Here is a 25,807-nt window from a genome sequence, read left to right on the forward strand (position 1 = left end):
GAACCGCCCCGGGACCAGCGGTCCTACGCCCGCGACACCACGAACCAGCGGGCCGGCAGCTCGACCCGTGAACCGTCCGGCCACTGCTCCGTTTGGGCCAGCGCCGTCGGGCCCTCGGCCAGGATCTCAAGACCGGCCTCCGCCAGCACCTCCGGAACCTCCTTGTCCGCCGCGTCGGCCGGCCGCAGCCCGTGGTCGAAGACCCGGCGCAGCTTCGCCGGCGGACCTCCCGGGCCCGCCGCCAGCTCCGCCAGCACGGCCTTGGACTCCGCCGTCAGCTCCGCGACGAACCCCCGCCCGCGCCGCCCCAGCAGCGTGGCCACCGCCTCCGCGACCGGACGCCGGTCGGCGGCGTCGCTCTGGTGGATGACGGCGCGCATGTACACATTGGTGTCGCCGAGCTGCCGGGCCAGCTCCGCCACCCCGGCCGCGTCCGTCAGGTTCAGCTGCCGGTACTCCGCCGCGCCCGCCGGGTCGGCGCGCCGTGCGTGCTCCACCGCCCCAAGGGACAGATCGACGCCCACCGCCCGTCCGAAGCGGGAGGCCAGATAGCGGGTCTGGGTGCCGTTGCCGCAGCCCAGGTCGACGATCGGCAGCGACAGGTCGGCGTGCGGCGCCAGCAGGTCCAGATGCGGGGCGGCGCTGAGCGAGGGGTCCGCGTCCCAGATGGCCTCCCCCGGGACGTCCGAAGTCTCCCGCCAGTAGCTCTCCCATGCCTGCTGGTAGCGCTCCGAGACGCTCATCGCCGCTCCCCTGGGTGTGCCAACGCCTGCTCGAACCAGACCGTTTTACCGCGCCCCGTGCGGCTCGTACCCCACTCGCGTGCCAGTTCGCTGATCACCCGCAGTCCGCGTCCGCTCTCGTCCTCACCGTCCGCGCTTAGCAGCGTCGGCAGTTCGTGGTCGTCGTCGGTGACCTCGCACAGCAGGGCGTCGGTGCGGACCAGACGCAGCCGCACATGGTGGGTGTGGGCGTGCCGTATCGCGTTGGTCACCGCCTCGCTCACCAGAAGCTGGGCGGTCTCCACGGACTCCGGCAGCCCCCAGCTGAGCAGCCGCTCGCGGACGAGCCGGCGCGCCCGCCCGACCTCGCTGGGGTCCAGCGCGAGCCGCCACTGGGCGACATCCCCGGCCGGTATGCCGTTCAGCCGGGCCATCAGCAGCGCCACGTCGTCCTTACGGCCGCCACGGCCGTCCTTGTCCCGGGAGGCGGCGGCCAGCGCCCGGATGATGGTGTCGCACGCGTCGTCCATGGACGCCGCCGGATGCGCCGCGGACTCGCACAGCGCGGCGATCCCGGCGCCGATGTCCTGGCCGCGCACCTCGACCAGGCCGTCCGTGCACAGCACCAGCCGGTCGCCGGGCGCCACCCGCACCGTCACGGCCTCGAAGGGCACCCCGCCGACACCGATCGGGGCGCCGGTCGGCAGGTCCAGCAGTTCGCTGCGGCCGTCCTGGGCCCGTACAAGCACGGGCGGGATATGGCCCGCGTTGGCGAGCACCAGCTCGGAGCGGACGGGGTCGTAGACGGCGTACAGACAGGTGGCCAGATAGTGCTCACCGAGCCGCTGGGCCAGATCGTCGAGGTTGCGCAGCAGTTGAGCGGGCGGCAGGTCGAGCGCGGCCATGGTCTGCACCGCGGTGCGCAGCTGGCCCATCATCGCCGCCGAGGTGAGCCCGTGCCCCATGACGTCGCCGACCACCAGCGCGGTGCGCGACCCGGGCAGCTTGATGGCGTCGAACCAGTCGCCGCCGACCCGGCCGAGCCGGGTCCCGGGCAGATAGCGGGTGGCGGTGTCGCAGCCCGCCATGCGCGGGGTCACCTGGGGTAGCATGCTGTCCTGGAGCGTCTCGGCGACGCTCTCCTGGTAGGTGTACATACGCGCGTTGTCCAGGACGAGCCCGGCGCGGGCGGCCAGTTCGGCGCCGGTCGTGCGGTCCATCTCGTCGAACGGCTCACGCCCGGGGCGCCGCAGCAGCACCATGAAGCCCAGGACCACATCGCGCGCCTTGAGCGGCACGATCAGGATCGACCGCCCGTTGATCAGGGGCCTGAGGTCGCGCTTCTCGAACTGCCCGGCGATCCGGTCGCCCATCTCATCGCTGAGGTGCGGGATCAGGACCGGCTCACCCGTGACCATGCACCGGAAGAACGGGGTGTGCTCGGGAAACGCCATGCTCTCCCCGACCGGCACGGTGTCGTCCCAGCGGCCCGGTTCGTCGTTGTGCTCGACCCAGACGCGGTGCCAGACGGTGGTGACGTCGGGCGGGCCGTCGGGGAAACCCTCGCCCGCCAGGACCTGGGCGCGCAGATGGGTACCGGCGAAGTCCGCGAAGCGCGGCACGGCGGCGCTGGTCACCTCGCGGATCGTGCGGGTGAGGTCCAGGGAGGTGCCGATGCGCCCGCTGACCTCGTCGAGAAACTCCAGCCGCTGACGGACCGCCGCGTACTCCAGGTCCACACCGCCGGGGTCCGGCCACCGCTCGGGGGCGTGCGCCCCACCGTGTGCGCCGTCCGCCGTGACCGCGCTCCGCCGTACGGCGTCCTGGCGCGCCCGGCGCTCGCGGTAGCGGGGCATCCCCCAGTCCGGCGTGACCGGGACGCGCTCGTGGTGGCTGATCTCCAGCACCGGATAGCCCAGGTCAAGCACCTGGGCGACGATCCGGCCGGCCGTGGCCGGGCCCATGTTGGGCAGGATGTCCGGCAGTCGGCCGGCCAGCCGCTCGGCGCCGGGGAACTCGGTGTGCAGCGCGAACCCGGGCGCGATCCGCTCGTCCCGCCCCAGCGCGTCCCCGCCCACCCCCTTGGCGTCCACCGACAGCACCAGCAGCCGCTCCGGCCCGGGGCCCACCAGCGGATACGCCCACCACACCACGTCCACCTGGCCATGCGCCGGGTCCGCCATACGGGCCCGTCCCGCGGTGGGGTAGTACACGGTGCCGAGCAGCGAGTCGTCGAGCTCCGGCCTGCCCGCCGCGTCGGTGCGCACCTCCGCGCCGCGTAACGCCCCCGAGACCGGCATCAGATCGACGGCGGGACGGCCGACGGCCTGGCCGCGAGTGGGCCCGAAGAGCCTGTGCGCCCCCGAACTCCAGTGCGTGACACGCCCCTCGGCGTCGATGACGACCACCGCGAGCGGCATCCTCCCGTGGACACCCCCGCGCTGCTCCGGCACCGCCGGCGGCTCGCCCAGGCCGTCGTCGCGGCGCGACGTGCCGTACTCCATAGGCGGAAGACTCCTTCGCACGCAAGATCCGCGACAGCAGCTACCAACGGTACGGCTGTCGCGGGCGCCCGTGGGAGCCAATACCCGAATAGGTGTCATGTGCGGGGACGTGCGAGGGAGCCCCCGCCGGGAGGCGCTTTCGCGCACCTCCCGGCGGGGATGGCAGGCTCTAGTCCTCGTAGCCCAGTTGGAGATCGCGCTCGGTACGGCCGCCGCCCGCGACCTGGAGGACCGTCGCCACCGGCGGGTAGCCGGCCGCGATGACCGTGTACTCGCCCGCCGACAGATCGATGAACCGGAACGCGCCCTCCGGGCCCGTGGTCGCGGTGTCGACCACATTGCCCGCCGCGTCCAGCAGCGTGACCCTGGCGTCCTCCACCACCCGGCCCCCGGTGGCCCTGACGACCCCGCGCAGCACCGCGCCACCGGCCAGTTCGATGTCCTGCCGGGTCTCCCGGGCGGCCTGGACGGTGATGGGGAGGGCGGCGGGGCGGAACGCGGGGGCGCTGGCGGCCAGGGTGTACTCACCCGCCACCAACTCGTCCATCACATAACCCCCTTCACGGCCGCTGCGAGTGGCCGCCACGACCTCGCCGCGCACATCGGTCAGGGTGACGGTCGCCTCCCTTACGGGCGTGCCGTCCGCCGTAAGGACGGCACCGGCGAGCCGCCCCGCGCCGCCGAGGACCACGTCCAGTTCGACCGAGCGCTCCCCGACGGTGACGCTGACCGCCCTCGGCTGATGGCCGCCGGCCGCCGCGATCAGGACGTACGCCCCGGCGCCTGGCGTGCTCAGCGCATAGCGCCCGTCCTCCCCGGTGGCACCGCGCCCGATCTGACGTCCGCCGACGTCGATGAGGGTCAATGCGGCCCGTGGTACCGAGGTGCCGTCGTGGTGCTGGACCGTGCCGCAGACCGGGACGCCCGCGGTGGGCGGCGGCGCGGCGGCGGCCGCCCCGGCGTGCCGGGGCCCGGTGCCCGTGCGCGCGGCTGGCACCACGGGGTCTCGCAGATCTTGCGGGTCTTGCTGGACGGCATAGTCGGTGTGGGACACCAGAGGTTTCTCCTTCAGGAGGAAGGCGAGCAGGAAGCCCAGGACGAGCACCGGCACGAGATAGAGGAAGATCCGCGGCATGGCGTGGGCGTACGCCGCGATGTAGCCGTCGCGCAGGGGGCCCGGCATCGCGTGCACCATCTGCGGGGTGACCGAGTCGGGGTCGGGCAGACCGGACCCGTCTCCGCCGCGCCCGTACGCCGGCCCGGAGGGCAGATCGACCTTGAGGCGGTCGGCGAGCCGGTTGGCGAAAAGGGTGCCGAAGACGGCCGCGCCGACGCTGCCGCCGATCTGCCGGAAGTAGTTGTTGGCGCTGGTGGCGGAGCCGAGATCGGCGGCGGGCACGGAGTTCTGCACGGCGAGGACGAGCACCGGCAGGACGAGCCCGATGCCGAGCCCGAGGACGCCCATCCACAGGCTGTAGTCCTGGCGGGAGGTGTCCTCCTCCAGCCGGGAGAGCAGCCACATACCGGCGATGGAGATCAGCCCGCCGGTGACGGGGAAGACCTTGTAGCGGCCGGTGGCGCTGATCAGCTGGCCGGAGAGGATGGAGGCCAGCACCATGCCGCCCATCATGGGCACCATCAGCAGCCCCGACTCGGTGGCCGAGACGCCGTCGACCATCTGGAGGAAGGTCGGCAGATAGCTGGCGGCGCCGAAGAGGGCGATGCCGACGACGGCGCCGATCAGCCCGCTGACGCAGAAGACCGAATCGCGGAACAGCCGCATGGGGATGATCGGTTCGGGGACGACGGACTCCACGACGACGAAGAGGATGGCCGAACCCGCCGCACCCAGCGCGAGCCCGAGGATGACGCGGGAGCCCCACGCGTACTCCGTGCCGCCCCAACTCGTCAGCAGCACCGCACAGGTGGAGAACAGCGACAGGAACAGCGCGCCCAGATAGTCGAAGCGCGCCCGCCGCGGCGGCTCCGGCACCTTGAGGACGGCGGCCACGACGGCGAGGGTGACCAGCCCGAGGGGCACGTTGACGTAGAAGCACCAGCGCCAGGAGGCGTGGTCGGTGAAGAATCCGCCGAGCAGCGGCCCGGCCACCGAGGCGAGGCCGAACGCGGCGCCGATGAGCCCCATATACCGGCCGCGCTCCCTGGGGGGAACAATATCGGCCATGATCGCTTGGACGCCGATCATGAGACCACCGGCGCCCACGCCCTGTACCGCCCGGAATGCGATGAGCTCGTCCATTGTGCGTGACCAGCCCGCGAGCGCGGATCCGGCGACGAAGACGACGATCGCGAAGACGAAGACGCTCTTACGGCCGATGAGGTCGCCCAGCTTGCCGTAGAGCGGCAGCACGATGGTGACCGCGAGGAGGTAGGAGGTGACGGTCCAGGACATCTTGTCCAGACCGTGGAGTTCACCGACCACCTCGGGGAGGGCGGTGGCGACGATGGTCTGATCGAGAGCCGCGAGCAGCAGCGCGAGCATCAGCCCGAAGAAGACCGTCCGCACCCGGGCCGGGCTGAGCGGGACCGGCGCCGGTGCGGCGCCGTCGCCCGTCAGGGGCGCACCCGCCCCCGCGCCCCCGGCTCCGTCGGTCCCGTCATCGGTGGCGTGGACGGGAGGGCCCGCCGGTTCGTACCCCCCGCGCCGCTCGCGGCTCTCCCGCCGCTTCGGCACGGTGGCCCCGGTGGTCCCGGTGGTGCCGCCCACGTCCTTCTCCCCTCGTCACACCTGCGCCGCCCATTTCTCGCATCACGCGCAACCAGGGGCAAACAGCGACGAATCGCCGACGAGGGGCCGCCAACGGCATTACCCCCGGTGAGAGTGTGTACGGGGGTATGCCGGACCGCGGAGAAAACCACCCGAACCGGTGAGTGCGGCCTTCGGTCCGGGGGACGGGATCAGGACGCCTTGCGCGCTACTGGGCCGTCTCGGCGTCGAGCTTGGCCAGCAGCTCGTCGTAGATCCGGGCCAGCCCCTTGGGGGCGAAGGTCCGCTCGAAGAAGCCGCCGATACCGGTCGCACCGGTCCAGGTCGAGGTGACGACGACCCGCGACTTCCCCTCGCCCGCCGGGGTGACGGTCCAGGTGGTGACCATGGAGGAGTTGCGGTCCTTCTCGATCAGCTGGCCGTCGGCCGGCTCGGAGACCTCCAGCAGACAGTCGCGCACCCGCTTGCTGGTGGCCTGGAGCTTCCAGTGCACGACGGTGCCCTCACCGTCGCCGCCCTCGCGCACCTCGTACTCGCTGAACTGCTGCGGAAGCAGCCGGGGGCGGGTCTCGCGGTAATCGGCGAGCGCGTCGAACACATCCTCGGGCTTACCCGTGACGATCCGCTCCGTGGTGGCCTCGACCTGCCCCATCGCATTTCCTTCCGCACTCGAGGTGGCGCCATGAGCCGCGACGCCCTGACAGGCGCAAGCCAACCACCTCAGCGGCACCCGCCCAAATCCAGGGTTGACGAAAACCAATCAAACATGTGTTCTATTGTGGTAACGAGCGAGACCCGGAGGTGCCTGCGATGCGCTGGGACAATCTGACCCGAGACGACAAGGCGGCCGCCCCGGCCCTCTTCGCCGCCGACGCGGTGACCACCCGTACCTTCGACACCCCGGAGTTCCGCGGGATCACCTTCCATGAGATCCGCGCGCGCTCGATCATCAACCGGGTGCCCGGGGCCTCCCGGATGCCCTTCGAATGGACGGTGAACCCGTACCGCGGCTGCACCCACGCCTGCGTCTACTGCTTCGCGCGCAAGACGCACAGCTATCTCGACCTGGACACCGGCCTCGGCTTCGACTCCCAGATCGTGGTGAAGACCAACGCGCCGGAGCTGCTCCGCCACGAGCTGGCCTCCCGCCGCTGGACCGGTGAGCACATCGCCATGGGGACCAACGTGGACTGCTACCAGCGCGCCGAGGGCCGGTACCAGCTGATGCCCGGCATCCTCACGGCGCTCGCGGAGCGCGCCAACCCCTTCTCGATCCTCACCAAGGGCACCCTGATCCTGCGCGATCTGGAGCTGCTGCGGCGGGCCTCGCGCGTCACCGACATCGGCGTCTCCGTCTCGGTCGGCTTCACCGACGGCGAGCTGTGGCGCACCGTCGAACCGGGCACGCCCTCGCCCGAGCGGCGCCTGGACGTCGTACGGACGCTGTCCGCCCACGGGATCCCGTGCGGGGTGCTGATGGCCCCGGTGATCCCCTTCCTCAGCGACTCCCCCGAGCAGTTGCGGGCCACCGTAAGGGCGATCGCGGAGGCCGGGGCCACCTCCGTGACCCCGCTGGTGCTCCATCTGCGCCCGGGCGCGCGCGAGTGGTTCACCACCTGGCTCACCCACCACCACCCCCGGCTGCTGCGGCGGTACGACGCGCTGTACGAGGGCGGCTCCTACGCCCCGAAGTGGTACCAGCGGCGGATCACCGGGATGGTCCATGACTTCGCCGCCGAGTACGGCATCGGCCCGTACGCGGCGGGCACCCACCGCAATGTGCCCGAGGAGCCGGACGCCCGTGCCGACCCACCGCCACAGCCGGCCCAGCTGACGCTGCTGTGAGGACACGTGCGACCGCCGGCCCGGCCATCCCCGCTGTGATCCGGCCCGGCTGACGCTGCCGTGAGCACGCCTGCCGGCGTCGGCCCGGCCGTCCCTGCCCCGAGGTCCCGCCCCCGGCGCCCCCGCTCCCCTCACCGCACGCGCGTCTCACCCACCCCCCACCTTCTCCGCCGCGCCGCCCTTGCCCGCAGACTCCGGGGCGCCCCCGCCCGTGACGGCGCCCTCGCCGGTGATACGGGCGAGGGCGGCGGCGGCCGCCGCGCTGAGGCGTATGTGCTGGGCGGCGGTGGTCAGGGCCGGGATGGCGCGCTCGTCGCCGATCGCGCCCAGGCCCTCGACGCAGGCGCGGGCGATCGCCCAGTGCCGGTCGCGGGCCGCCAACTGCCGTTCCAGGGCGGCGACCAGAGCCGGTACGGACTCCGGGGCCCGCAGCTCCACCAGCAGCCGGATGGGGTGCAGGGAGTACGCGGTGCGCAGCGGGTTCGTGGCCAGGGCGGCGGCGGCCCGCGCGGTGCGCGGATCGCCGAGGCGGGCCAGCACCCGGGCGGCGGTCGCACAGCGGGCCGGCTCGCGGTAGTTGAGCAACAGGACAAGGGTTTCGAAGGCCCGGCGGTCTCCGGCGCTGCCGAGCACGAAGGCGGCCGTCTCCCGCGCCCACAGCGGCTGCTCCGGCGCGACGAGGATGCGGGCGAGCTGTTCACGCGCGCCGGGGGTGCCCTGGCGCACGAGCGCGAGCAGCGAGGCATGGGCCGCGGTTTCCTGAGGGGTTGAGAGCGAGGCCCGTACCCGCTCCGTCAGCGTCCGGAATTCATCGTCCATACGAGGTCTCCCCTCCCCGGTGAGCCGCGCCCCGGCGCACGGCCTCACTATTGAGCTCTGGCATCTTGGTTACCCGCGAGTTAAAGTGGCAACACGAGCAGCACCCCTGCTCCGGCGGCCTGGTGACGCAGCCGTCTTGTGTGACGTCGGTTCGGCAGTTCCAGAACAGCGAGTACGGCATGGCCCCGGGACAGGGCCGGCCGCGTGTCTCCCAGGGGCAGTCTCCTCCGTGCGGCGCTGTCCGTAAGGGAGCGTGCAAGCCCTTCCATCGGGGATTTGTGTCAGCCGCGTCAGCCCCCAGCGCATGTGTGGCGTGTACGGCGTCCGTGGCATGGCACGAGCTCCCCTCAGTCGTCACTTCATCCCCGCATCCGGGGAACACCCTCTGGAGTCCGCGATGGACCGTCTCCCACACACCGGCGTCAGCACTGCGTCCCCCTCTGATCTCTCCCCCTCCCAGGCCCCGCTCACTACTGTCGCCGTCGTCGGGCTCGGCACGATGGGCACCGGCATCGCCGAGATCCTGGCCCGGGCCGGCCGCGAGGTGATCGGTATCGACATCAGCGAAAGCGCCTGCCGCCGAGCCGTCACCGCGCTCGAGGTCGCCACCGCCCGCGCCGTGCACCGCGAGCGGATCGGCGAGCGCGAGCGCGCCGCGATCCTCGACCGCTTCCGTGTCTCCACCGATCTGCGTACCGCCGCCGGCGCCGAGCTGGTGATCGAGGTGGTGCCCGAGGACTACGGCACCAAGCGCGAGGTCTTCGCCGAGCTGGACACCGTCATCAGCCCCACCGCGGTCCTCGCGACCGGCACCAACGCCCTGTCGGTGACCCGGCTGGCCGCCGAATCCGCCCATCCGGAGCGGGTCTTGGGCCTGCACTTCTTCAATCCGGCGCCCGCGATGAAGCTCGTCGAGATCGTCTCCAGCGTGCTGACCGCCCCCGCGGCCGTCGAGGCGGTCACGGCGCTCGCCCTCGATCTGGGCAAGGAGCCGGTGGCGCTCGGCGACCGGCCGGGGTTCGTCGCCGACGGGCTGCTGTTCGGCTATCTCAACCAGGCCGCCGCGATGTACGAGGCCAGGTACGCGGCGCGGGAGGACATCGACGCCGCGATGAAACTCGGCTGCGGGCTGCCGATGGGCCCGCTGGCCCTGCTCGACCTGATCGGCGTCGACACCGCCCGGACCGTCCTGGAGGCCATGTACGCCGCCTCCGGCGACCGGCTGCACGCGCCCGCGCCCATCCTGGGGCAGCTCTCCCAGGCCGGTCTCACCGGCCGTAAGGCGGGCCGCGGCTTCTATACGTACGAGGCGCCGGGCAGCGGCACCGTCGTCCCGGACGCCGCGACGGCCGAGGGGCGGCACTCCGCGGAGGGCGCGCGCCCGGTGCACGCCGTCGGCGTCGCCGGCTCGGGCACGATGGCCGCCGGGATCGCCGAGGTCTTCACCAAGGCGGGCCTGGAGGTGGTGCTGGCCGGCCGGACCCGGGAGAAGGCCGCGGCGGCCAAGGCCCGCATAGGGAAATCCCTGGAACGTGCGGTGTCCAAGGGCCGGATGAGCGCTGAGGCCCGGGAGCGGGCGCTGGCGCGGATCACCCCGGCCGACACCCTCGACGCGTTCGCCGAGGTCGATCTTGCCGTGGAGGCGGTGGCCGAGGACCTGGCGGTCAAGCGGGAGCTCTTCCGGGTGCTGGACAAGGTCTGCAAACCGGGTGCGGTGCTGGCCACGACCACCTCCTCGCTGCCGGTCATCGCCTGCGCGCGGGCCACCTCCCGCCCGCAGGACGTGGTGGGTCTGCACTTCTTCAACCCGGCGCCCGCGATGAAGCTGGTCGAGGTGGTGCACACCGTGCTCACCGCGGACGATGTGCGCGCGACCGCGCACGCGGTGTGCGCGGCGGTGGGCAAGCATCCGGTGGACTGTGGCGACCGGGCGGGGTTCATCGTGAACGCCCTGCTCTTCCCGTACCTCAACAACGCCGTGAAGATGGTCCAGGAGCACTACGCCACCCCGGACGACATCGACGCCGCGATGAAGCTGGGCGGCGGCTATCCCATGGGTCCCTTCGAACTGCTCGACGTCGTGGGGCTCGATGTGTCGCTGGCCATCGAGCGGGTGCTGCACCGGGAGTTCCGTGAACCGGGCCTCGCACCGGCGCCGCTGCTGGAGCATCTGGTGGCCGCGGGGTGCCTGGGGCGCAAGACCGGGCGCGGCTTCCGCGAGTATGCCAAAGCCTGAATACGTCACCGGGTGGGGCGGACCGACTGAGTCCGGTTCCGGGTGGGGCGGACTGCTGGAACCTTCCGTCGGTCTGCCCCCGCACCGGCACTCACAAGCGTGTTACGTTCCCCACATGTCCCAGCCCGTGAAGGCCACGCGTACGGAGCGTACGAAGCGATCCCCCTCGTCCGGTGGCGGTGGGAGCGCGGGAAGTCGCCGCGCCGCGGCTCAGCGTCTGTCCATGCGCCGCAAACTCGCGGCCGCGGCGATGGAGTTGTTCGCGACGCAGGGGTACGAGGCGACGACCGTCGACGAGATCGCGGCCAGGGCGGGGGTGGCCCGGCGCACCTTCTTCCGGCACTTCCGCTCCAAGGAGGAGGCGATCTTCCCGGACCACGACGACACGCTGGTGCGGGCCGCCGAGGTGCTGGACGCGGCGCCTCCGCATGAGAACCCCCTGGACACCGTGTGCCGCGGGATCAAGGAGGTCATGCGGATGTACGCGTCCGCGCCGAGCGTCTCCGTGGAGCGCTACCAGCTGACCCGTGAGGTACCGGCGCTGCGGGAGCGGGAGATCGCCTCGGTGGCCCGCTACGAGCGGCTGTTCACCCGCTATCTGCTGGGCCACTTCGACGAGGGCGCCCACCACGACGGCGACGACGATCCGCTGCTGGCAGAGGTCGCCGCCTCGGCCGTGGTCACGGCCCACAACCATGTGCTGCGGCGCTGGCTGCGGGCGGGCGGCGAGGGCGATGTGGAGACCCAGCTGGACCACGCCTTCGCGATCGTCCGCGAAACCTTCGGGAGCGGCATCGGGGGGCGGCCCACCGTGGCCGGCGGCCGCCCCGCGGCGACGGTGTCGGCGACGAAGGAGGACGAGGTCATGGTGATGGTCGCGCGCACGGACGCGCCGCTGACCGAGGTGATGCGGACGATCCGGGAAGCGCTCAAGCGGTAGCGCTGCCGCTATGGGGGCCGGTCCGGGGGCTGGTTTGGGCTCGCTTCCTGGGGCCGGTGGCCCGCGTCTTGGGCTGAGGTCGTCCGCCCCATGCGGGCAGTTCGGCACCGCCGGACTTCGCCATCGGGCGACCCACCGTCGCGGCGGGGAGAGGGGGCCCGGCCGGGCCCCAGCCGGGCCGCGGGCCCAGCGGCCGGGCGGCCACCTCGCGCTGCCGCCGGTCCGGGCTCGCCTCTCGGGGCCGGTGGCCCGCGTCTTGGGCTGAGGTCGTCCGCCCCATACGGGCGGCTCGGCACCGCCGGACTTCGCCATCGGGCGACCCACCATCGCGGCGGGGAGAGGGGGCCCAGCCTGGCCCCAAAGCCAGCGCCCAGCGGGCCACCTCGGCGCCGCTGGTTTGGGTTCGCCTCCCGGGGCGGCTTGGGCCGGCGTCGTCCGCCCATGCGGGCGGTTCGGCAGCGCCGGGCCTCGTCGTCCGACGTCCCGCCGTCGCGGCGGAATGAGGGGGCCCGGCCGGGCCGCGGAGCCGACGTCTGATCGGTCATCTCGGCTCCGCCGCCGCTCTTGCTGGAGAAGGGCGGCTGGCCGTCCGTGCGCAAAACCCGACGGGCGCCGCCCGCCCTGCGGGCGGTCGTCTTGCTCATGTGTGCAGCGGAGATGACTACTGAGGGAATTTGTTGGCACCCAGTGTCTTGCGAGGTGGCACAGCGTGCCATACCGTGAGGGTGTCCGGGCGGCCGGCGCGCTGCCAACCTCCGTGCGCCGGCTGTCCCCGCAAGCCGCTTCGCGCGCCCGGACAACGCCTGCGTCACCAGGCACCCGGCGCCACCCGCGCCATATCGAGCACCACCTCCGCCGAACCGACGGCACCGCATCAGCATCACCCGTCACGAGCCCAGCGTTCCCTCAGGCGTCCCCCCGTGGACGCTTCGCCGGAGGCACCGATGAACGAGATACTTGACGCGATCCTGGCGTCGGACACAGCACCCGAGGATTTCGCGGCCCTGCCCATCCCCGAGTCGTACCGCGCGGTGACCGTGCGCAAGGACGAGGCCGAGATGTTCTCGGGCCTCACCACCCGGGAGAAGGACCCCCGCAAGTCACTGCACGTGGACGAGGTGCCGGTGCCCGAGCTGGGCCCCGGAGAGGCACTCGTCGCCGTGATGGCCAGCTCGGTCAACTACAACTCCGTGTGGACCTCGATCTTCGAGCCGCTGCCGACCTTCGGCTTCCTGGAGCGTTACGGCAAGCTCTCCCCCCTCGCCAAGCGGCACGACCTGCCGTACCACATCATCGGCTCCGACCTCGCGGGCGTCGTGCTGCGCACCGGCCCCGGCGTGAACGCCTGGCAGCCGGGCGCCGAGGTCGTCGCGCACTGTCTGTCGGTCGAGCTGGAGAGCGCCGACGGCCACAACGACACCATGCTCGACCCCGAACAGCGCATCTGGGGCTTCGAGACCAACTTCGGCGGGCTCGCCGAGATCGCCCTGGTCAAGTCCAACCAGCTGATGCCCAAGCCGGCCCATCTGAGCTGGGAGGAGGCGGCCGCCCCCGGCCTGGTCAACTCCACCGCCTACCGGCAGCTGGTCTCCCGTAACGGCGCCGGGATGAAGCAGGGCGACAACATCCTGATCTGGGGCGCGAGCGGCGGGCTGGGTTCCTACGCCACCCAGTACGCGCTGGCCGGCGGGGCCACCCCGGTCTGTGTGGTCTCCTCGCCGCGGAAGGCCGAGATCTGCCGGCGGATGGGCGCCGAGGCGATCATCGACCGCACCGCCGAGGACTACACGTTCTGGAAGGACGACGGCACCCAGGACCCGCGCGAGTGGAAGCGGCTCGGCAAGAAGATCCGCGAGCTGACCGGCGGCGAGGACGTGGACATCGTCTTCGAGCACCCCGGCCGGGAGACCTTCGGCGCGTCCGTCTATGTGACCCGTAAGGGCGGCACGATCGTCACCTGCGCATCGACCTCCGGCTACACCCATGAGTACGACAACCGCTATCTGTGGATGTCGCTGAAGCGGATCGTCGGCTCGCACTTCGCCAACTACCGCGAGGCGTGGGAGGCCAACCGCCTGATCGCCAAGGGCAAGATCCACCCGACGCTGTCCAGGACCTACCGGCTGGAGGACACCGGGCAGGCGGCGTACGACGTCCACCGCAACCGCCACCAGGGCAAGGTCGGCGTGCTGTGCCTGGCCCCCGAGGAGGGCATGGGCGTACGCGACCAGGCGATGCGCGACCAGCACATCGACGCCATCAACCTGTTCCGTGACGACTTGTCGGAGCGGACCAACGAACACAGCCGTGACGACTTGTCGGAGCGGACCAACAAGCACAGCCGTGACGACTTGTCGGAGCGGACCGCCAAGCGCAGCGAGGACGTCCGATGAGTGGCGCGCCCCGTCCCAAGGACCGGCCCTGGCTGATGCGGACCTACGCCGGGCACTCCACCGCCGAGGCGTCCAACGAGCTGTACCGGCGCAACCTGGCCAAGGGCCAGACCGGGCTCTCGGTCGCCTTCGACCTGCCGACCCAGACCGGCTACGACCCCGACCACATCCTCGCCCGGGGCGAGGTGGGCCGGGTCGGGGTCCCGGTCTCGCATCTGGGCGACATGCGACGGCTGTTCCAGGAGATCCCCCTGGAGCGGATGAACACCTCCATGACCATCAACGCGACCGCGATGTGGCTGCTGGCGCTCTACCAGGTCGTCGCGGAGGAGCACGGCGCCGATATCGCGAAGCTCCAGGGGACGACGCAGAACGACATCGTCAAGGAGTACCTCTCGCGCGGTACGCATGTCTTCCCGCCGGGCCCGAGCCTGCGGCTGACCACCGACATGATCGCGTACACGGTCCACCACATCCCCAAGTGGAACCCGATCAACATTTGCAGCTACCACCTCCAGGAGGCCGGGGCCACTCCGGTGCAGGAGATCGCCTTCGCGATGTCCACGGCGATCGCCGTACTGGACGCGGTCTTCGCCTCCGGGCAGGTTCCCGAGGACCGTAAGGGCGATGTGGTGGCCCGGATCTCCTTCTTCGTGAACGCGGGCGTCCGCTTCATCGAGGAGATGTGCAAGATGCGCGCCTTCGGCCGCATCTGGGACCGGATCACCCGGGAGCGGTACGGCATCGAGAACCCCAAGCACCGCCGGTTCCGCTACGGCGTCCAGGTGAACTCGCTCGGCCTGACCGAGGCCCAGCCGGAGAACAACGTCCAGCGCATCGTCCTGGAGATGCTGGCCGTCACCCTCTCCAAGGACGCCCGCGCCCGCGCCGTCCAGCTCCCGGCCTGGAACGAGGCGCTGGGCCTCCCCCGGCCCTGGGACCAGCAGTGGTCGCTGCGCATCCAGCAGGTCCTCGCCCATGAGAGCGATCTGCTGGAGTACGACGACATCTTCGAGGGCTCGAAGGTGATCGAGAGCAAGGTCGCCGCGCTGGTCGAGGAGGCCGAGGCGGAGATCGAGCGGATCCAGGAGATGGGCGGGGCGATGGCCGCCGTCGAGTCCGGCTACCTCAAGGCGCGGCTGGTGGCCTCCCACTCCGAGCGCAGGGCGCGGATCGAGGCGGGCGAGGAGAAGATCGTCGGCGTCAACTGCTACGAGTCCACCGAGCCCAATCCGCTCACCGCCGACCTCGACACCGCGATCATGACGGTGGACCCGGAGAACGAGGCGCGGGTGGTCTCGGCCCTGCACTCCTGGCGCGAGGAGCGTGACGAGGGCCCCGCCCAGGAGGCCCTCGCCGCCCTCCGTAAGGCCGCCGCGGGCACCGAGAACCTGATGGAGGCGACCCTGCGCTGCGCCCGCGCGGGCGTGACCACCGGGGAGTGGGCCTGGGCGCTGCGCGATGTCTTCGGCGAGTACCGCGCCCCCACCGGGGTCGGCGGCGCGCCGCTGACCGTCGCCACGGAGACGGGCTCCCCGCTGGCCTCCGTCCGCGAGAAGGTCGACAAGACGGTGGCCGAGCTGGGCGGCGGAAGGCTGCGGCTGCTGGTCGGCAAGCCCGGTCTCGACGGGCACAGCAACGGCGCCGAGCAGATCGCCGTACGGGCCAGGGACGCCGGCTTCGAGGTGGTCTACCAGGGCATCCGGCTCACCCCGGAGCAGATCGTCTCGGCGGCCGTGGCCGAGGACGTGCACTGCGTGGGGCTGTCCATCCTGTCCGGTTCACATGCCGAGCTGGTGCCCGATGTGCTGGATCGGCTGCGCGCCGCGGGCGCCCAGGACATCCCCGTCATCGTCGGCGGGATCATCCCGGCCGCGGACGCCGCCGCACTGCGCGCGGCCGGTGTCGCCGCAGTTTTCACCCCCAAGGACTTCGGCATCACGGAGATCATCGGCCGTATTGTCGATGAGATCCGCGCCGCGAACACGCTTCCCCCTCTGGAGGTTCTCGTATGACCGCCCCCGACCGTTCCGATGCGGCCAGCCGGCTGCGCCCGCGCCGCTCCTGCCTGGCCGTCCCCGGCTCCAATCCGCGCTTCCTGGAGAAGGCCCAGGGGCTCCCGGCCGACCAGGTCTTCCTGGACCTGGAGGACGCCTGTGCGCCGCTGGCCAAGGAGGACGCCCGGCACACCATCGTCAAGGCGCTGAACGAGGGCGACTGGACCGGTAAGACGCGCGTGGTACGGGTCAACGACTGGACCACCCACTGGACGTACCGGGACGTCATCACGGTGGTCGAGGGCGCGGGCCCCAACCTGGACTGCATCATGCTGCCCAAGGTGCAGGACGCCCAGCAGATCATCGCGCTGGACCTGCTGCTCACCCAGATCGAGAAGACCATGGGCTTCGAGATCGGGCGGATCGGCATCGAGGCGCAGATCGAGAACGCCAAGGGCCTGGTCAACGTGGACGAGATCGCCGGCGCCTCGCCGCGCCTGGAGACCATCGTCTTCGGCCCGGCCGACTTCATGGCGTCCATCAACATGAAGTCGCTGGTCGTGGGCGAGCAGCCGCCCGGCTACCCGGCGGACGCCTACCACTACATCCTGATGCGGATCCTGATGGCGGCCCGCACCCATGACCTCCAGGCGATCGACGGCCCCTACCTCCAGATCCGGAACGTGGACGGCTTCCGGGAGGTGGCCGGGCGCGCCGCCGCCCTCGGCTACGACGGCAAATGGGTGCTGCACCCCGGCCAGGTGGAGGCGGCCAATGAGGTCTTCTCGCCGTCGCAGGAGGACTACGACCACGCCGAGCTGATCCTGGACGCCTATGACTACTGCACCTCGGCGGAGGGCGGTATGAAGGGCTCGGCGATGCTCGGCGACGAGATGATCGACGAGGCCAGCCGCAAGATGGCCCTGGTCATCGCGGGCAAGGGCCGCGCGGCCGGGATGGCCCGTACGTCCACCTTCCAGCCCCCGGAGGCGTGAGCCATGCAGTTCGGCCGTACCTATGAGGAGTTCACGGTGGGGGACGTCTACCGGCACTGGCCGGGGAAGACGGTCACCGAGTACGACGACCACCTCTTCTGTCTGCTCACCATGAACCACCACCCGCTGCACATGGACAGCAACTACGCCGAGAAGACGACCGATTTCGGCAAGAACGTGGTGGTCGGGAACTACATCTACTCGCTGCTGCTGGGCATGTCCGTCCCCGATGTCTCCGGAAAGGCCATCGCCAATCTGGAGATCGAGTCGCTGCGCCATGTCGCGCCCACCTTCCACGGCGACACGATCTACGGCGAGACGACGGTGCTCGGCAAGACGCCGTCGAAGTCCAAAACGGACCGGGGCATCGTGCATGTGGAGACCAAGGGCTACAAGCAGGACGGCACCCTGGTCTGTGTCTTCCGGCGCAAGGTGATGGTGCCGACCGCCACATACATCAAGGAGCGCGGCGGCGAGCAGCCGGGCCGCCCGGAGCTGGGAGAGCAGTGATATGAGCCGCCTCGCACAGACGGAGGGCCTGACCGACATCCAGCGGGAGATCCTCTCCACGGTCAGGGATTTTGTCGACAAGGAGATCCTGCCGGTCGCGACCGAGTTGGAACATCGCGATGAATATCCGACGGCGATCGTGGAGGGGCTGAAGGAGCTCGGCGTCTTCGGGCTGATGATCCCGGAGGAATACGGCGGTCTGGGCGAGTCGCTGCTCACCTACGCGCTGTGCGTGGAGGAGATCGCACGCGGCTGGATGAGCGTCTCGGGCATCATCAACACCCACTTCATCGTGGCCTACATGCTCAAGCAGCACGGCACCGAGGAGCAGAAGGAGTATTTCCTTCCCAAGATGGCGCTGGGCGAGATCCGGGGCGCCTTCTCGATGTCGGAGCCGGGGCTGGGCTCGGATGTGTCGGCGATCACCAGCAAGGCGGTGCGGGACGGCGACGAGTACGTTCTGAACGGCCAGAAGATGTGGCTGACCAACGGCGGCACCGCCACCCTGGTGGCGGTCCTGTGCCGGACCGGCGAGGCCCAGGAGGGGGTCGCCCCGCACAAGGCGATGACCACCTTCCTGGTCGAGAAGGAGCCGGGCTTCGGCGAGGTCCGGCCCGGTCTGACCATCCCCGGCAAGATCGAGAAGATGGGCTACAAGGGGGTCGACACCACCGAGCTCATCATGGACGGACTGCGCATTCCGGCCGATCGGGTGCTCGGCGGGACGCCGAACCGAGGTTTTTACCAAATGATGGACGGAGTGGAGGTCGGCCGGGTGAATGTGGCCGCGCGCGGCTGTGGAGTGGCGCGGCGCGCATTCGAGCTGGGCGTTGCATACGCACAGCAGCGGCATACCTTCGGCAAGCCGATCGCCCAGCACCAGGCCATCCAGTTCAAACTGGCCGAAATGGGAACAAAGGTCGAGGCGGCTCATGCGATGATGGTCAATGCGGCCCGTAAGAAGGATTCGGGCGCGCGCAACGACCTCGAGGCGGGAATGGCGAAGTACCTGGCGTCGGAGTACTGCAAAGAGGTCGTGGAGGACGCCTTCCGCATCCACGGCGGGTACGGCTTCTCCAAGGAATACGAGATCGAGCGCCTCTACCGAGAGGCACCGATGCTTCTCATCGGCGAAGGAACCGCCGAGATTCAGAAAATGATTATTGGACGGAGACTCCTGGAGGAATACCGAACCCAAGACTGAACGTCCCTTTTGGGGTGGTATCCGAGAGAAGAAGGTCACACCGCGCCGAGGGTCTTCGGTCACTGACAAGCCACCGACAGGCCCTGGCGCTTGCCCAGTTACCGCTCGCAACCGATACCATCCCGGAAAGCCGCCGTCCCCAGTCTTGCGTCGCGGCATCCTCCGCTACGAAGGTCATCCATGCCCCACAGCCAATCCTCTGCACAACGCGGTCGCGTCCGCCTCGCGCGCGGAGCGTCGCCGTGGCTCCTACCGACCGTCGCCACCGCGGCGGTCAGCCTTGCTCGGGCCCGCCGCTCCGGACGCTGGACGGCGGTCGCCGTGCCCGCCACCGCGCTCGCGGCGGGCATGCTGTGGTTCTTCCGCGACCCCGAGAGAGAGATCACGCATGGCCGTGTGATCTCTCCGGCCGACGGTGTGGTGCAGAGCATCATGCCGTGGAAGGACGGGCGCACCCGCGTCGCCATCTTCATGAGCCCGCTCAATGTCCACGTCAACCGCGCCCCGCTGGCCGGCACGGTCACCTCCGTGGAGCACATCCCCGGTGGCTTCGTTCCCGCGTTCAACAAGGAGAGCGAGAACAACGAGCGGGTCGTCTGGCACTTCGACACCGAGCTCGGTGACATCGAGATGGTCCAGATCGCCGGTGCGGTAGCCCGGCGTATCGTGCCGTATGTGCCACAGGGCACCAAGGTCGAACAGGGTGAGCGGATCGGTCTCATCCGCTTCGGCTCGCGCGTCGACATCTACCTCCCCGAGGGTGTCGATGTCGCGGTCGAGGTCGGCCAGGCCACCACCGCGGGGGTGACTCGCCTTGACCGTGATTGATCCCGACACACAGGCCGCCTGGGTCCCGGAGGCCGATGTGGACGAGGCGGACGTCGACGAGACGGACGACATGCCGCTGTCGACGCGCCTGTCGATAGCCGACACGCTGACCCTGGGCAACGCCACCTGTGGCTTCCTCGCGGTCTACTTCACCACCACCGGCGTCCTCATCCCGCACCTCACGGGCAGCGAGGACGGCGGGATGACCCGGCACAGCGCCGCCTCCGCGGTCATGCTGATGCTGCTCGCCTCCGTCTTCGACCTCTTCGACGGGCTCGTCGCGCGGAAGCTGCGCAGCTCGGCGATGGGCGCGGAGCTGGACAACCTCTCCGACCTGATCAGCTTCGGCCTGGCGCCGGCGTACTTCGTGCTGGTCTGGGGGATGGTCTCCGACGACGCGTATCAGCGGGTCTCGGTGGTGGGCGCGATCGTGGTGCTGCTGGCGGTGGTGCTGCGGCTTGCCAGATTCTCCTGTGTCACGCTGCGTGACGGCGTCTTCCAGGGCATGCCCAGCCCCTTCGGCGCTCTGACCGTGGTCTCGGTGGTCCTGCTGGGCCTGCCGTTCGTGCCCACCCTGCTCGCGATCATCGGCGTCGCCTGGCTGATGGTGAGCCGTGTGGAGTACCCCAAGCCGCGCGGCCGGCTCGCGGTGGCCATGCTCAGCTGGATCGTCACCAGCATGGCCCTCCTGGCGGCCTGGGCCTTCGAGGCCCCCGGCGGTGAGCTGCTGCTCCAGTCGGCGTGCGCGCTCCAGGTCGTCATGGGCGCGGTGATTCCGCTGTTCGCCACGGCCCGCCGGGTGAACGCGTTCCGCGACAACCGCCGCGAGGCGAGGGCGGCGCAACTCCCCTAGCGCCGCCGTCCGACCGCACCAGCCCACCGGGGTGGGCCCGAACAAACCACTCGGGCCCACCCCGCTGCCGTGTCCGGGACCAGGGCTGGGCTGGGCTGCCGGGGGCTTGTTCCCCACCCCGCCCCTTCCCGAATCCGGGGGCAAGCCCCCGGCCCCCCGGCCAGGAGCCCCACCACCACGCGCCGGGCCCCGGCCAAGAGGCCCACCGCCAGGCGCCCCGCCCTCGGCCGAGAGGTCCACGACCGAGCGCCCGGTCCCCCGCCCCGGCACAGCCCACGCCCCGACCGCACGCCGGGCTCGCGGCCCGATGCCGTCCGAAGGACGAAGCCCGATCGCGAGTACCGGGCAGCCCGAACCGAACGCGGGGGCCGGGCCGGGGGCCAACCCGGGCAGCCTGCGCCCACAGAGCCCGGACGCGGCCTCGGAACGAGGGCAGAAGCGCAGCTCCCGTGCGGAGCCCGGGGTCACAGCCCGTAGGGTCCGGGGGTACGACCCAGCGAAGTCCACAGGGCACAGCCCTCGCGGGACTCGGGGCGCAGCCCCGGTCGGGGGCCGGGGGCTTACCCCCGGATTCGGGAAGGGGCGGGGTGGGGAACAAGCGCCCGGTGGCCCCCCATCTGGTTCGGGGTGCGGGCGCCATGTGGGGGCCGGGGTCTGCCCCAGTTCGGTGGGGAATGGGGGTCCGGCGGACCGCGCGCTGGCGGTTGGCCGCCGGGTGCAGTCCTCATGGAGGTCCGTGGCTGGGGTCAGGGGAGGAAGTCCTTGGCCAGGCGTTCTGCGGTGCGTTCCAGGAGGGGGCCCGCTTCGGCGATGCAGCGGGCCGGGTCCGGTTCCAGGTCCGTGAGGGCGTACGCGCGGCGGATGCCCGCGTTGCCCAGGGCCGCCGGGGCGAGGGCCAGGCGGCCGCAGACCGCGACCACTTCGATGCCGCGTGCGCGGGCCGCCGCCGCGACGCCCGCCGGGGCCTTGCCGTGCAGGGTCTGGTCGTCCAGCGAGCCCTCCCCCGTGATCACCAGGTCCGCGCCCTCCAGCGCGGTGGGGAAGCCGAGGACGTCGAGCATGACCTCGATGCCGGGGCGGAAGGTCGCGCCCAGGCCGACCAGGGCGCCGAAGCCCATGCCGCCCGCCGCGCCCGCGCCGGGCGCGAGGGCGTATTCGGCGGCCGGGGCGCCGACCGCGCGCTCCAGGACGCGTACGTAGTGGGCGAGGGCGGTGTCCAGGGCCGCCACATCGTCCTCGCCCGCGCCCTTCTGCGGGCCGTAGACCGCCGCCGCGCCCTTCGGGCCGGTCAGGGGGTTGTCGACATCGCTGGCCAGGACGGTCTCGGTGTCGGCGAGGCGCGGGTCGAGGCCGGACAGGTCGGCCGTGGCGAGGTCGCGCAGCGGGCCACCGCCCGGGGCGACGGGGGTGCCGTCCGCCCGCAGGAAGCGCGCGCCGAGCGCGCTGAGCATCCCCGCGCCGCCGTCCGTCGTGGCGCTGCCACCAACGCCGAAGACGATCGTGCGGGCGCCCGCGTCGAGCGCCGCTCGCAGGAGTTCCCCGCTGCCGTACGTGGTCGCCGTGAGTGGGGCGAAGACCCCCGCCGGGAGATGCCGCAGCCCGGACGCCTCGGCCATCTCCACCACGGCCGTGGCCCCGTGCAGCGCGTACGCCGCGGTCACCGGCGCGCCCAGCGGCCCGGTGACCCTCACCTCGCGCCGTTCGAACCCGGCCGCGACCGCCGCGTCCACCGTGCCGTCCCCGCCGTCGGCGACGGGCAGCGCCTCGATCCGCAAGCCCTCGCCGCCATGGGACGCGCCGCGGCGCAGCCCCGCCGTGACGCGTTCGGCGACCTCCACCGCCGTGAGCGAGCCCTTGAACTTGTCCGCGGCGATCAGTACGCGCCTCGGGGGCGTGGCCTGCCCCTCCGCCCACGTCCTGGTCCGTGCCGCGGCATCTGTCTTCGAAGCCCCCGGAGTTCCAGAAGCCCCCGGAGCCCCCGGAGTTCCCGGAGCCCCCGGAGCCTCCCGCGTCTTCGAAGTCTGCGATGCGTCCGTTGTCTCCGACGCGTCCGATGCCGTCGAAGCCTCCGTCGAAGCGTCCGTCACCTTGGTAACTCCTCGCATTCGCACAGGCGGTCGCGCCGTTGTGACCCTATCCGGCGCGGGCACACCGGTACACCCACCTCAGTTGGGTACACCTGGCCCATGACCCTCAGCGGGAGCGCACTCGCGGACCGGATCCACGGCGGCTGGCTCGGCCGGATCGCCGGGAACATGCTCGGCAAGCCCGTCGAAAACGGCGACCACTGGACCCGGGATCGCATCGACCGGTATCTGCGCCGCGCCGACGCCCTGCCGCTGACCGACTACCTCCCCGCGCTGGAGCCGCTGCCCGACCCGGTGGAGTTCGAGCTGCGCCCCGAGTGGCAGCGGTGCGTGCGCGGCCGGATCCAAGGCAGTTGCCGCGACGACGACGTGGACTACTCCGTCCTCGGCCTGCATCTGCTGGAGACCCACGGGCCCGGCTTCAGCACCGAGCAGGTCGGCGAGATGTGGCTGCTGCGGCTGCCGTATCTGCAAACGTTCACCGCCGAGCGGGCCGCCTACCGCAATCTCACGGCCGGGGTGAAACCGCCGCTCAGCGCGACCCTCGACAACCCCTACCAGGAGTGGATCGGCGCCCTGATCCGCGCCGACATCCACGGCTGGGTCAACCCCGGCGAACCACACCGGGCCGCCGCGATGGCCCGCCGCGACGCCGTCCTCTCCCACACCGGCAACGGGGTGTACGGGGCGATGTGGGCGGCCGCGCTGGTCGCGGCCGCGTTCACGGCGGACGGTCCGCGCGCCGCCGTCGCCAGCGCCCTGGACCGGATCCCGCCGCGCTGCCGGCTGGCCCGTACGGTGCGCCGGGCCATGTCCCTGTACGACGCGGGCGTGGCGTGGGCGGACGCGCTCGCCCAGCTGGAGAAGGAGACCGCCGGGCTGCACTGGATCCATGTGGTCCCCAACGCCGCCGTCCTCACGGCCGGGCTGCTCTACGGTGCGGGCGACTTCACCGCGACGATCGCCCTGACGGTGCGCGGCGGCCTGGACACCGACTCCAACGGCGCCACGGCCGGGTCGGTCGCGGGGGTGCTGTGCGGCGCGGCGGCCATCCCGCCGCAGTGGACCGAGCCACTGGAGGACCGGGTGCGCAGCGCCGTCTTCGGCTTCGACGGCGCCCGCATCAGCGACCTGGCGGCGCGTACGCACCGGCTGGCGGTCTCCTCGGCGGAGCGCTAGGGCCCGTCGGTGTCATCGGCGATCCTTACGTCTGTCGACGGCGCCAGCGGACCTCACGTCTGTGGACGCCGTCTCTGGGCCTTACGTCTGTCGACGCCGTCCGTGGGCCTTGAGCCTGTCCGTATCGACCGTGAGCCTTGAGTCCAGCGACGCCGTCAGCGGGCCGGATCGGCGATCCGGTCGAGCCACTCCCGCAGGAGGTTGCGTTCGGGCACGGTCAGGGCGTCGGTCCTGGGCAGTGCGGCGCGCAGGGTGACGGCGGCCGCGACGGGCCCGGGTTCGGCGGCCGCGGGCGCGTCCGTCGTGATCGCCGCGATGGCCGCCTCGCGCGCGGTACGGGACAGCTCCGGATCGCGGCGGGCCTCGGGCGTCGTGATGAGCGTGAGCGTCGTACCGCAGCCGGCGGCGTGGACGAGGGCCGCGGCGCGTTCCTCGGGGATGGCGAGCCGCCCCGCTTCGGCGATGCGCCGGATGAGCCGGGCGAGCACGTCGAAGGCGGCCACGGCGGCCGGTGAGGGCACTCCGGGGTGGTGTCCGCCGTACATCAGCGAGTACAGCGCCGGGTTGGCCAGGCCGAGGCCGATGTGCAGATCCCACCCGGCGCGCAGGTCCTCGACCGGGTCATCGCTGGCCTCGTGGACGGCCTTGCTGCTCAGGTACTCCGTGAAGCCGTACGCCACGACCGCGTCGAGCAGGCCCTGCTTGTCGCCGAAGAGCCGGTAGATGGTCGGCGGCTGCACTCCGGCCGCGGAGCTCACCGCCCGGGTCGAGACCGCGTCGGGCCCGCCGTCGGACAGCAGCCGGGCGGCGGCCGCGACGATGCGCTCGCGGTTCCCGTCCCGGGCGCCGTTCCCATCCCGCTCGCGGTTCCCGTCGCTGGGCGTGTCATGGCTCCCATCGCGGTTCGCCTCGTGGCTTGCCCCGCGGTTCGCGGCGTGGGTCCCGTCCGCCGCGGTGACGTCCTCGCTCTCCATACTTCCAACGATAACAGGATCACGTTAGCGGGCATTCGCTTCCAGTGATACGTTGATAGCAATATCAACGGAAACAATGGCAACACGCGGAGGAGATCGCCGTGATCATCGTTACCGGAGCCAATGGCCAGCTCGGCCGGATGGTCACCGAGCGGCTGCTGGAGCGCGTCCCCGCCAGGGAGATCGGCGTCAGTGTGCGCGACGTGGACGCGGCCCAGGACCTCGGCGCGAAGGGCGTACGCGTCCGCATGGGCGACTTCACCGGCCCGGCGACGCTCGCCCACGCCTTCGAGGGCGCTTCGAAGGTCCTGATCGTCTCGACGGACAGCACGGGCGAGACGGCCGTCCGGCACCACCGCACGGCCGTCGAGGCCGCGGCGAAGGCCGGGGCCCAGCGGATCCTCTACACGAGCCACATGGGCTCGAACCCGTCCTCCCCCTTCCCCCCGATGCCCGACCACGCCGCCACCGAGGAGGCGCTCCGGCAGTCCGGTGTCCCCTTCACCTCACTGCGCAACGGCTTCTACGCCTCATCGGCCGTGATGCTGATCAGCGCCGCGCTGGAGACGGGCGTCCTCGCCGCGCCCGAGGATGGGCCGGTCGCCTGGACCGCCCATACCGACCTCGCCGACGCGGCGGTCCTCGCCCTCACCGGCGAGACCCTCACCGGCGCGGCCTTGGACGGCCTGACCCCGGCGCTCACCGGCCCCGAGGCGATCGACATGGCAGGAATCGCGGACATCCTCACCCGGCTGATGGGCCGCCCGATCCGCCGCGTCGTCGTCTCCGACGCCGACTACCGTGCGCGGTTGCTCTCCGCGGGCCTCCCCGAGCACGCCGCCGACATGCTCGTCGGCCTCTTCGCCGCCAGCCGCGACGGCGACTTCGCCCCGGCCGACCCCACCCTCGCCGATCTCCTCGGCCGCCCGACGGTCCGTATGGAGGACTACCTGAAGTCGGCTCTCGCTCCGGCCCGGTGACGACGCGCCCGGA

The 25,807-nt window shown here is 71.5% G+C and carries 19 protein-coding genes; 12 read left to right on the forward strand and 7 right to left on the reverse strand.

What is annotated here, in order from left to right; genetic code table 11:
- Positions 1–23 precede the first annotated feature (23 nt).
- From NQU54_RS19370 to NQU54_RS19385, 4 genes are all read right to left on the reverse strand, one after another.
- A complete protein-coding gene (locus NQU54_RS19370; RefSeq protein ID WP_257632132.1) occupies positions 24–743 on the reverse strand; it encodes a class I SAM-dependent methyltransferase in 720 nt (239 codons plus the stop codon).
- Positions 740–3,226 carry an ATP-binding SpoIIE family protein phosphatase gene (locus NQU54_RS19375; protein ID WP_257632133.1) on the reverse strand — a complete coding sequence of 829 codons (2,487 nt, stop codon included), beginning with the start codon at positions 3,224–3,226 and terminating at the stop codon, positions 740–742. Before NQU54_RS19375 ends, NQU54_RS19370 begins: the two co-directional genes overlap by 4 nt.
- A 169-nt stretch (positions 3,227–3,395) precedes the next feature.
- The gene (locus tag NQU54_RS19380) at positions 3,396–5,804 is read right to left on the reverse strand and encodes an MFS transporter (protein WP_257632175.1); all 2,409 of its coding nucleotides are present in this window, start codon (positions 5,802–5,804) and stop codon (positions 3,396–3,398) included.
- 358 nt (positions 5,805–6,162) lie between these two features.
- On the reverse strand, positions 6,163–6,606 hold the full coding sequence (locus NQU54_RS19385; protein ID WP_069867029.1) for an SRPBCC family protein: 444 nt from the start codon (positions 6,604–6,606) through the stop codon (positions 6,163–6,165).
- A 158-nt stretch (positions 6,607–6,764) separates the two neighbouring features.
- Between NQU54_RS19385 and NQU54_RS19390 the strand changes: the two genes are divergently transcribed.
- Positions 6,765–7,799 (forward strand): Rv2578c family radical SAM protein, encoded by a 1,035-nt coding sequence (locus NQU54_RS19390; protein WP_257632134.1) that lies wholly within the window; start codon positions 6,765–6,767, stop codon positions 7,797–7,799.
- A gap of 147 nt (positions 7,800–7,946) precedes the next feature.
- Here the strand turns inward: NQU54_RS19390 and NQU54_RS19395 are convergent, their stop codons facing one another.
- Complete coding sequence (locus tag NQU54_RS19395) at positions 7,947–8,618, reverse strand: HEAT repeat domain-containing protein (protein ID WP_257632135.1); 672 nt, start codon at positions 8,616–8,618, stop codon at positions 7,947–7,949.
- Between the two features lie 397 nt (positions 8,619–9,015).
- Here NQU54_RS19395 and NQU54_RS19400 point away from each other — a divergent pair, with 397 nt between their 5' ends.
- The 9 genes from NQU54_RS19400 (at position 9,016) to pssA (ending at position 20,574) form a co-directional block, all read left to right on the forward strand.
- Positions 9,016–10,854 carry a 3-hydroxyacyl-CoA dehydrogenase family protein gene (locus NQU54_RS19400; protein WP_257632136.1) on the forward strand — a complete coding sequence of 613 codons (1,839 nt, stop codon included), beginning with the start codon at positions 9,016–9,018 and terminating at the stop codon, positions 10,852–10,854.
- A 115-nt stretch (positions 10,855–10,969) separates the two neighbouring features.
- Entirely contained in the window at positions 10,970–11,794 is an 825-nt protein-coding gene (locus tag NQU54_RS19405) for a TetR family transcriptional regulator (RefSeq protein WP_257632137.1), read from the forward strand.
- 944 nt (positions 11,795–12,738) lie between these two features.
- The gene (gene ccrA / locus NQU54_RS19410) at positions 12,739–14,187 is read left to right on the forward strand and encodes a crotonyl-CoA carboxylase/reductase (RefSeq protein ID WP_257632138.1); all 1,449 of its coding nucleotides are present in this window, start codon (positions 12,739–12,741) and stop codon (positions 14,185–14,187) included.
- On the forward strand, positions 14,184–16,202 hold the full coding sequence (locus tag NQU54_RS19415) for an ethylmalonyl-CoA mutase (RefSeq protein ID WP_257632139.1): 2,019 nt from the start codon (positions 14,184–14,186) through the stop codon (positions 16,200–16,202). The genes ccrA and NQU54_RS19415 overlap by 4 nt, the downstream gene beginning before the upstream one ends.
- The gene (locus NQU54_RS19420; RefSeq protein WP_069867036.1) at positions 16,199–17,179 is read left to right on the forward strand and encodes an HpcH/HpaI aldolase/citrate lyase family protein; all 981 of its coding nucleotides are present in this window, start codon (positions 16,199–16,201) and stop codon (positions 17,177–17,179) included. Before NQU54_RS19415 ends, NQU54_RS19420 begins: the two co-directional genes overlap by 4 nt.
- Before the next feature lie 3 nt (positions 17,180–17,182).
- The gene (locus NQU54_RS19425) at positions 17,183–17,689 is read left to right on the forward strand and encodes a MaoC family dehydratase (protein ID WP_100805820.1); all 507 of its coding nucleotides are present in this window, start codon (positions 17,183–17,185) and stop codon (positions 17,687–17,689) included.
- A 1-nt stretch (position 17,690) separates the two neighbouring features.
- Entirely contained in the window at positions 17,691–18,893 is a 1,203-nt protein-coding gene (locus tag NQU54_RS19430) for an acyl-CoA dehydrogenase family protein (RefSeq protein WP_167503826.1), read from the forward strand.
- A 180-nt stretch (positions 18,894–19,073) separates the two neighbouring features.
- On the forward strand, positions 19,074–19,721 hold the full coding sequence (locus tag NQU54_RS19435) for a phosphatidylserine decarboxylase (RefSeq protein ID WP_069867039.1): 648 nt from the start codon (positions 19,074–19,076) through the stop codon (positions 19,719–19,721).
- Positions 19,708–20,574 (forward strand): CDP-diacylglycerol--serine O-phosphatidyltransferase, encoded by an 867-nt coding sequence (gene pssA / locus NQU54_RS19440; RefSeq protein ID WP_257632140.1) that lies wholly within the window; start codon positions 19,708–19,710, stop codon positions 20,572–20,574. Before NQU54_RS19435 ends, pssA begins: the two co-directional genes overlap by 14 nt.
- A gap of 746 nt (positions 20,575–21,320) precedes the next feature.
- Here the strand turns inward: pssA and NQU54_RS19445 are convergent.
- On the reverse strand, positions 21,321–22,451 hold the full coding sequence (locus NQU54_RS19445; protein WP_372505945.1) for a glycerate kinase family protein: 1,131 nt from the start codon (positions 22,449–22,451) through the stop codon (positions 21,321–21,323).
- Positions 22,452–22,760: 309 nt separating this feature from the next.
- Here NQU54_RS19445 and NQU54_RS19450 point away from each other — a divergent pair, with 309 nt between their 5' ends.
- The gene (locus tag NQU54_RS19450; RefSeq protein WP_257632142.1) at positions 22,761–23,840 is read left to right on the forward strand and encodes an ADP-ribosylglycohydrolase family protein; all 1,080 of its coding nucleotides are present in this window, start codon (positions 22,761–22,763) and stop codon (positions 23,838–23,840) included.
- 155 nt (positions 23,841–23,995) lie between these two features.
- Here NQU54_RS19450 and NQU54_RS19455 read toward each other — a convergent pair whose 3' ends face one another.
- Positions 23,996–24,814, reverse strand: coding sequence for a TetR/AcrR family transcriptional regulator (locus NQU54_RS19455; RefSeq protein WP_257632143.1), 819 nt, complete (start codon positions 24,812–24,814; stop codon positions 23,996–23,998).
- Positions 24,815–24,915: 101 nt separating this feature from the next.
- Here NQU54_RS19455 and NQU54_RS19460 point away from each other — a divergent pair, with 101 nt between their 5' ends.
- Positions 24,916–25,794, forward strand: coding sequence for an NAD(P)H-binding protein (locus tag NQU54_RS19460; protein WP_257632144.1), 879 nt, complete (start codon positions 24,916–24,918; stop codon positions 25,792–25,794).
- Positions 25,795–25,807: the final 13 nt, after the last annotated feature.

The organism is Streptomyces malaysiensis subsp. samsunensis (assembly GCF_024519315.1).
GTDB lineage: Bacteria > Actinomycetota > Actinomycetes > Streptomycetales > Streptomycetaceae > Streptomyces > Streptomyces malaysiensis.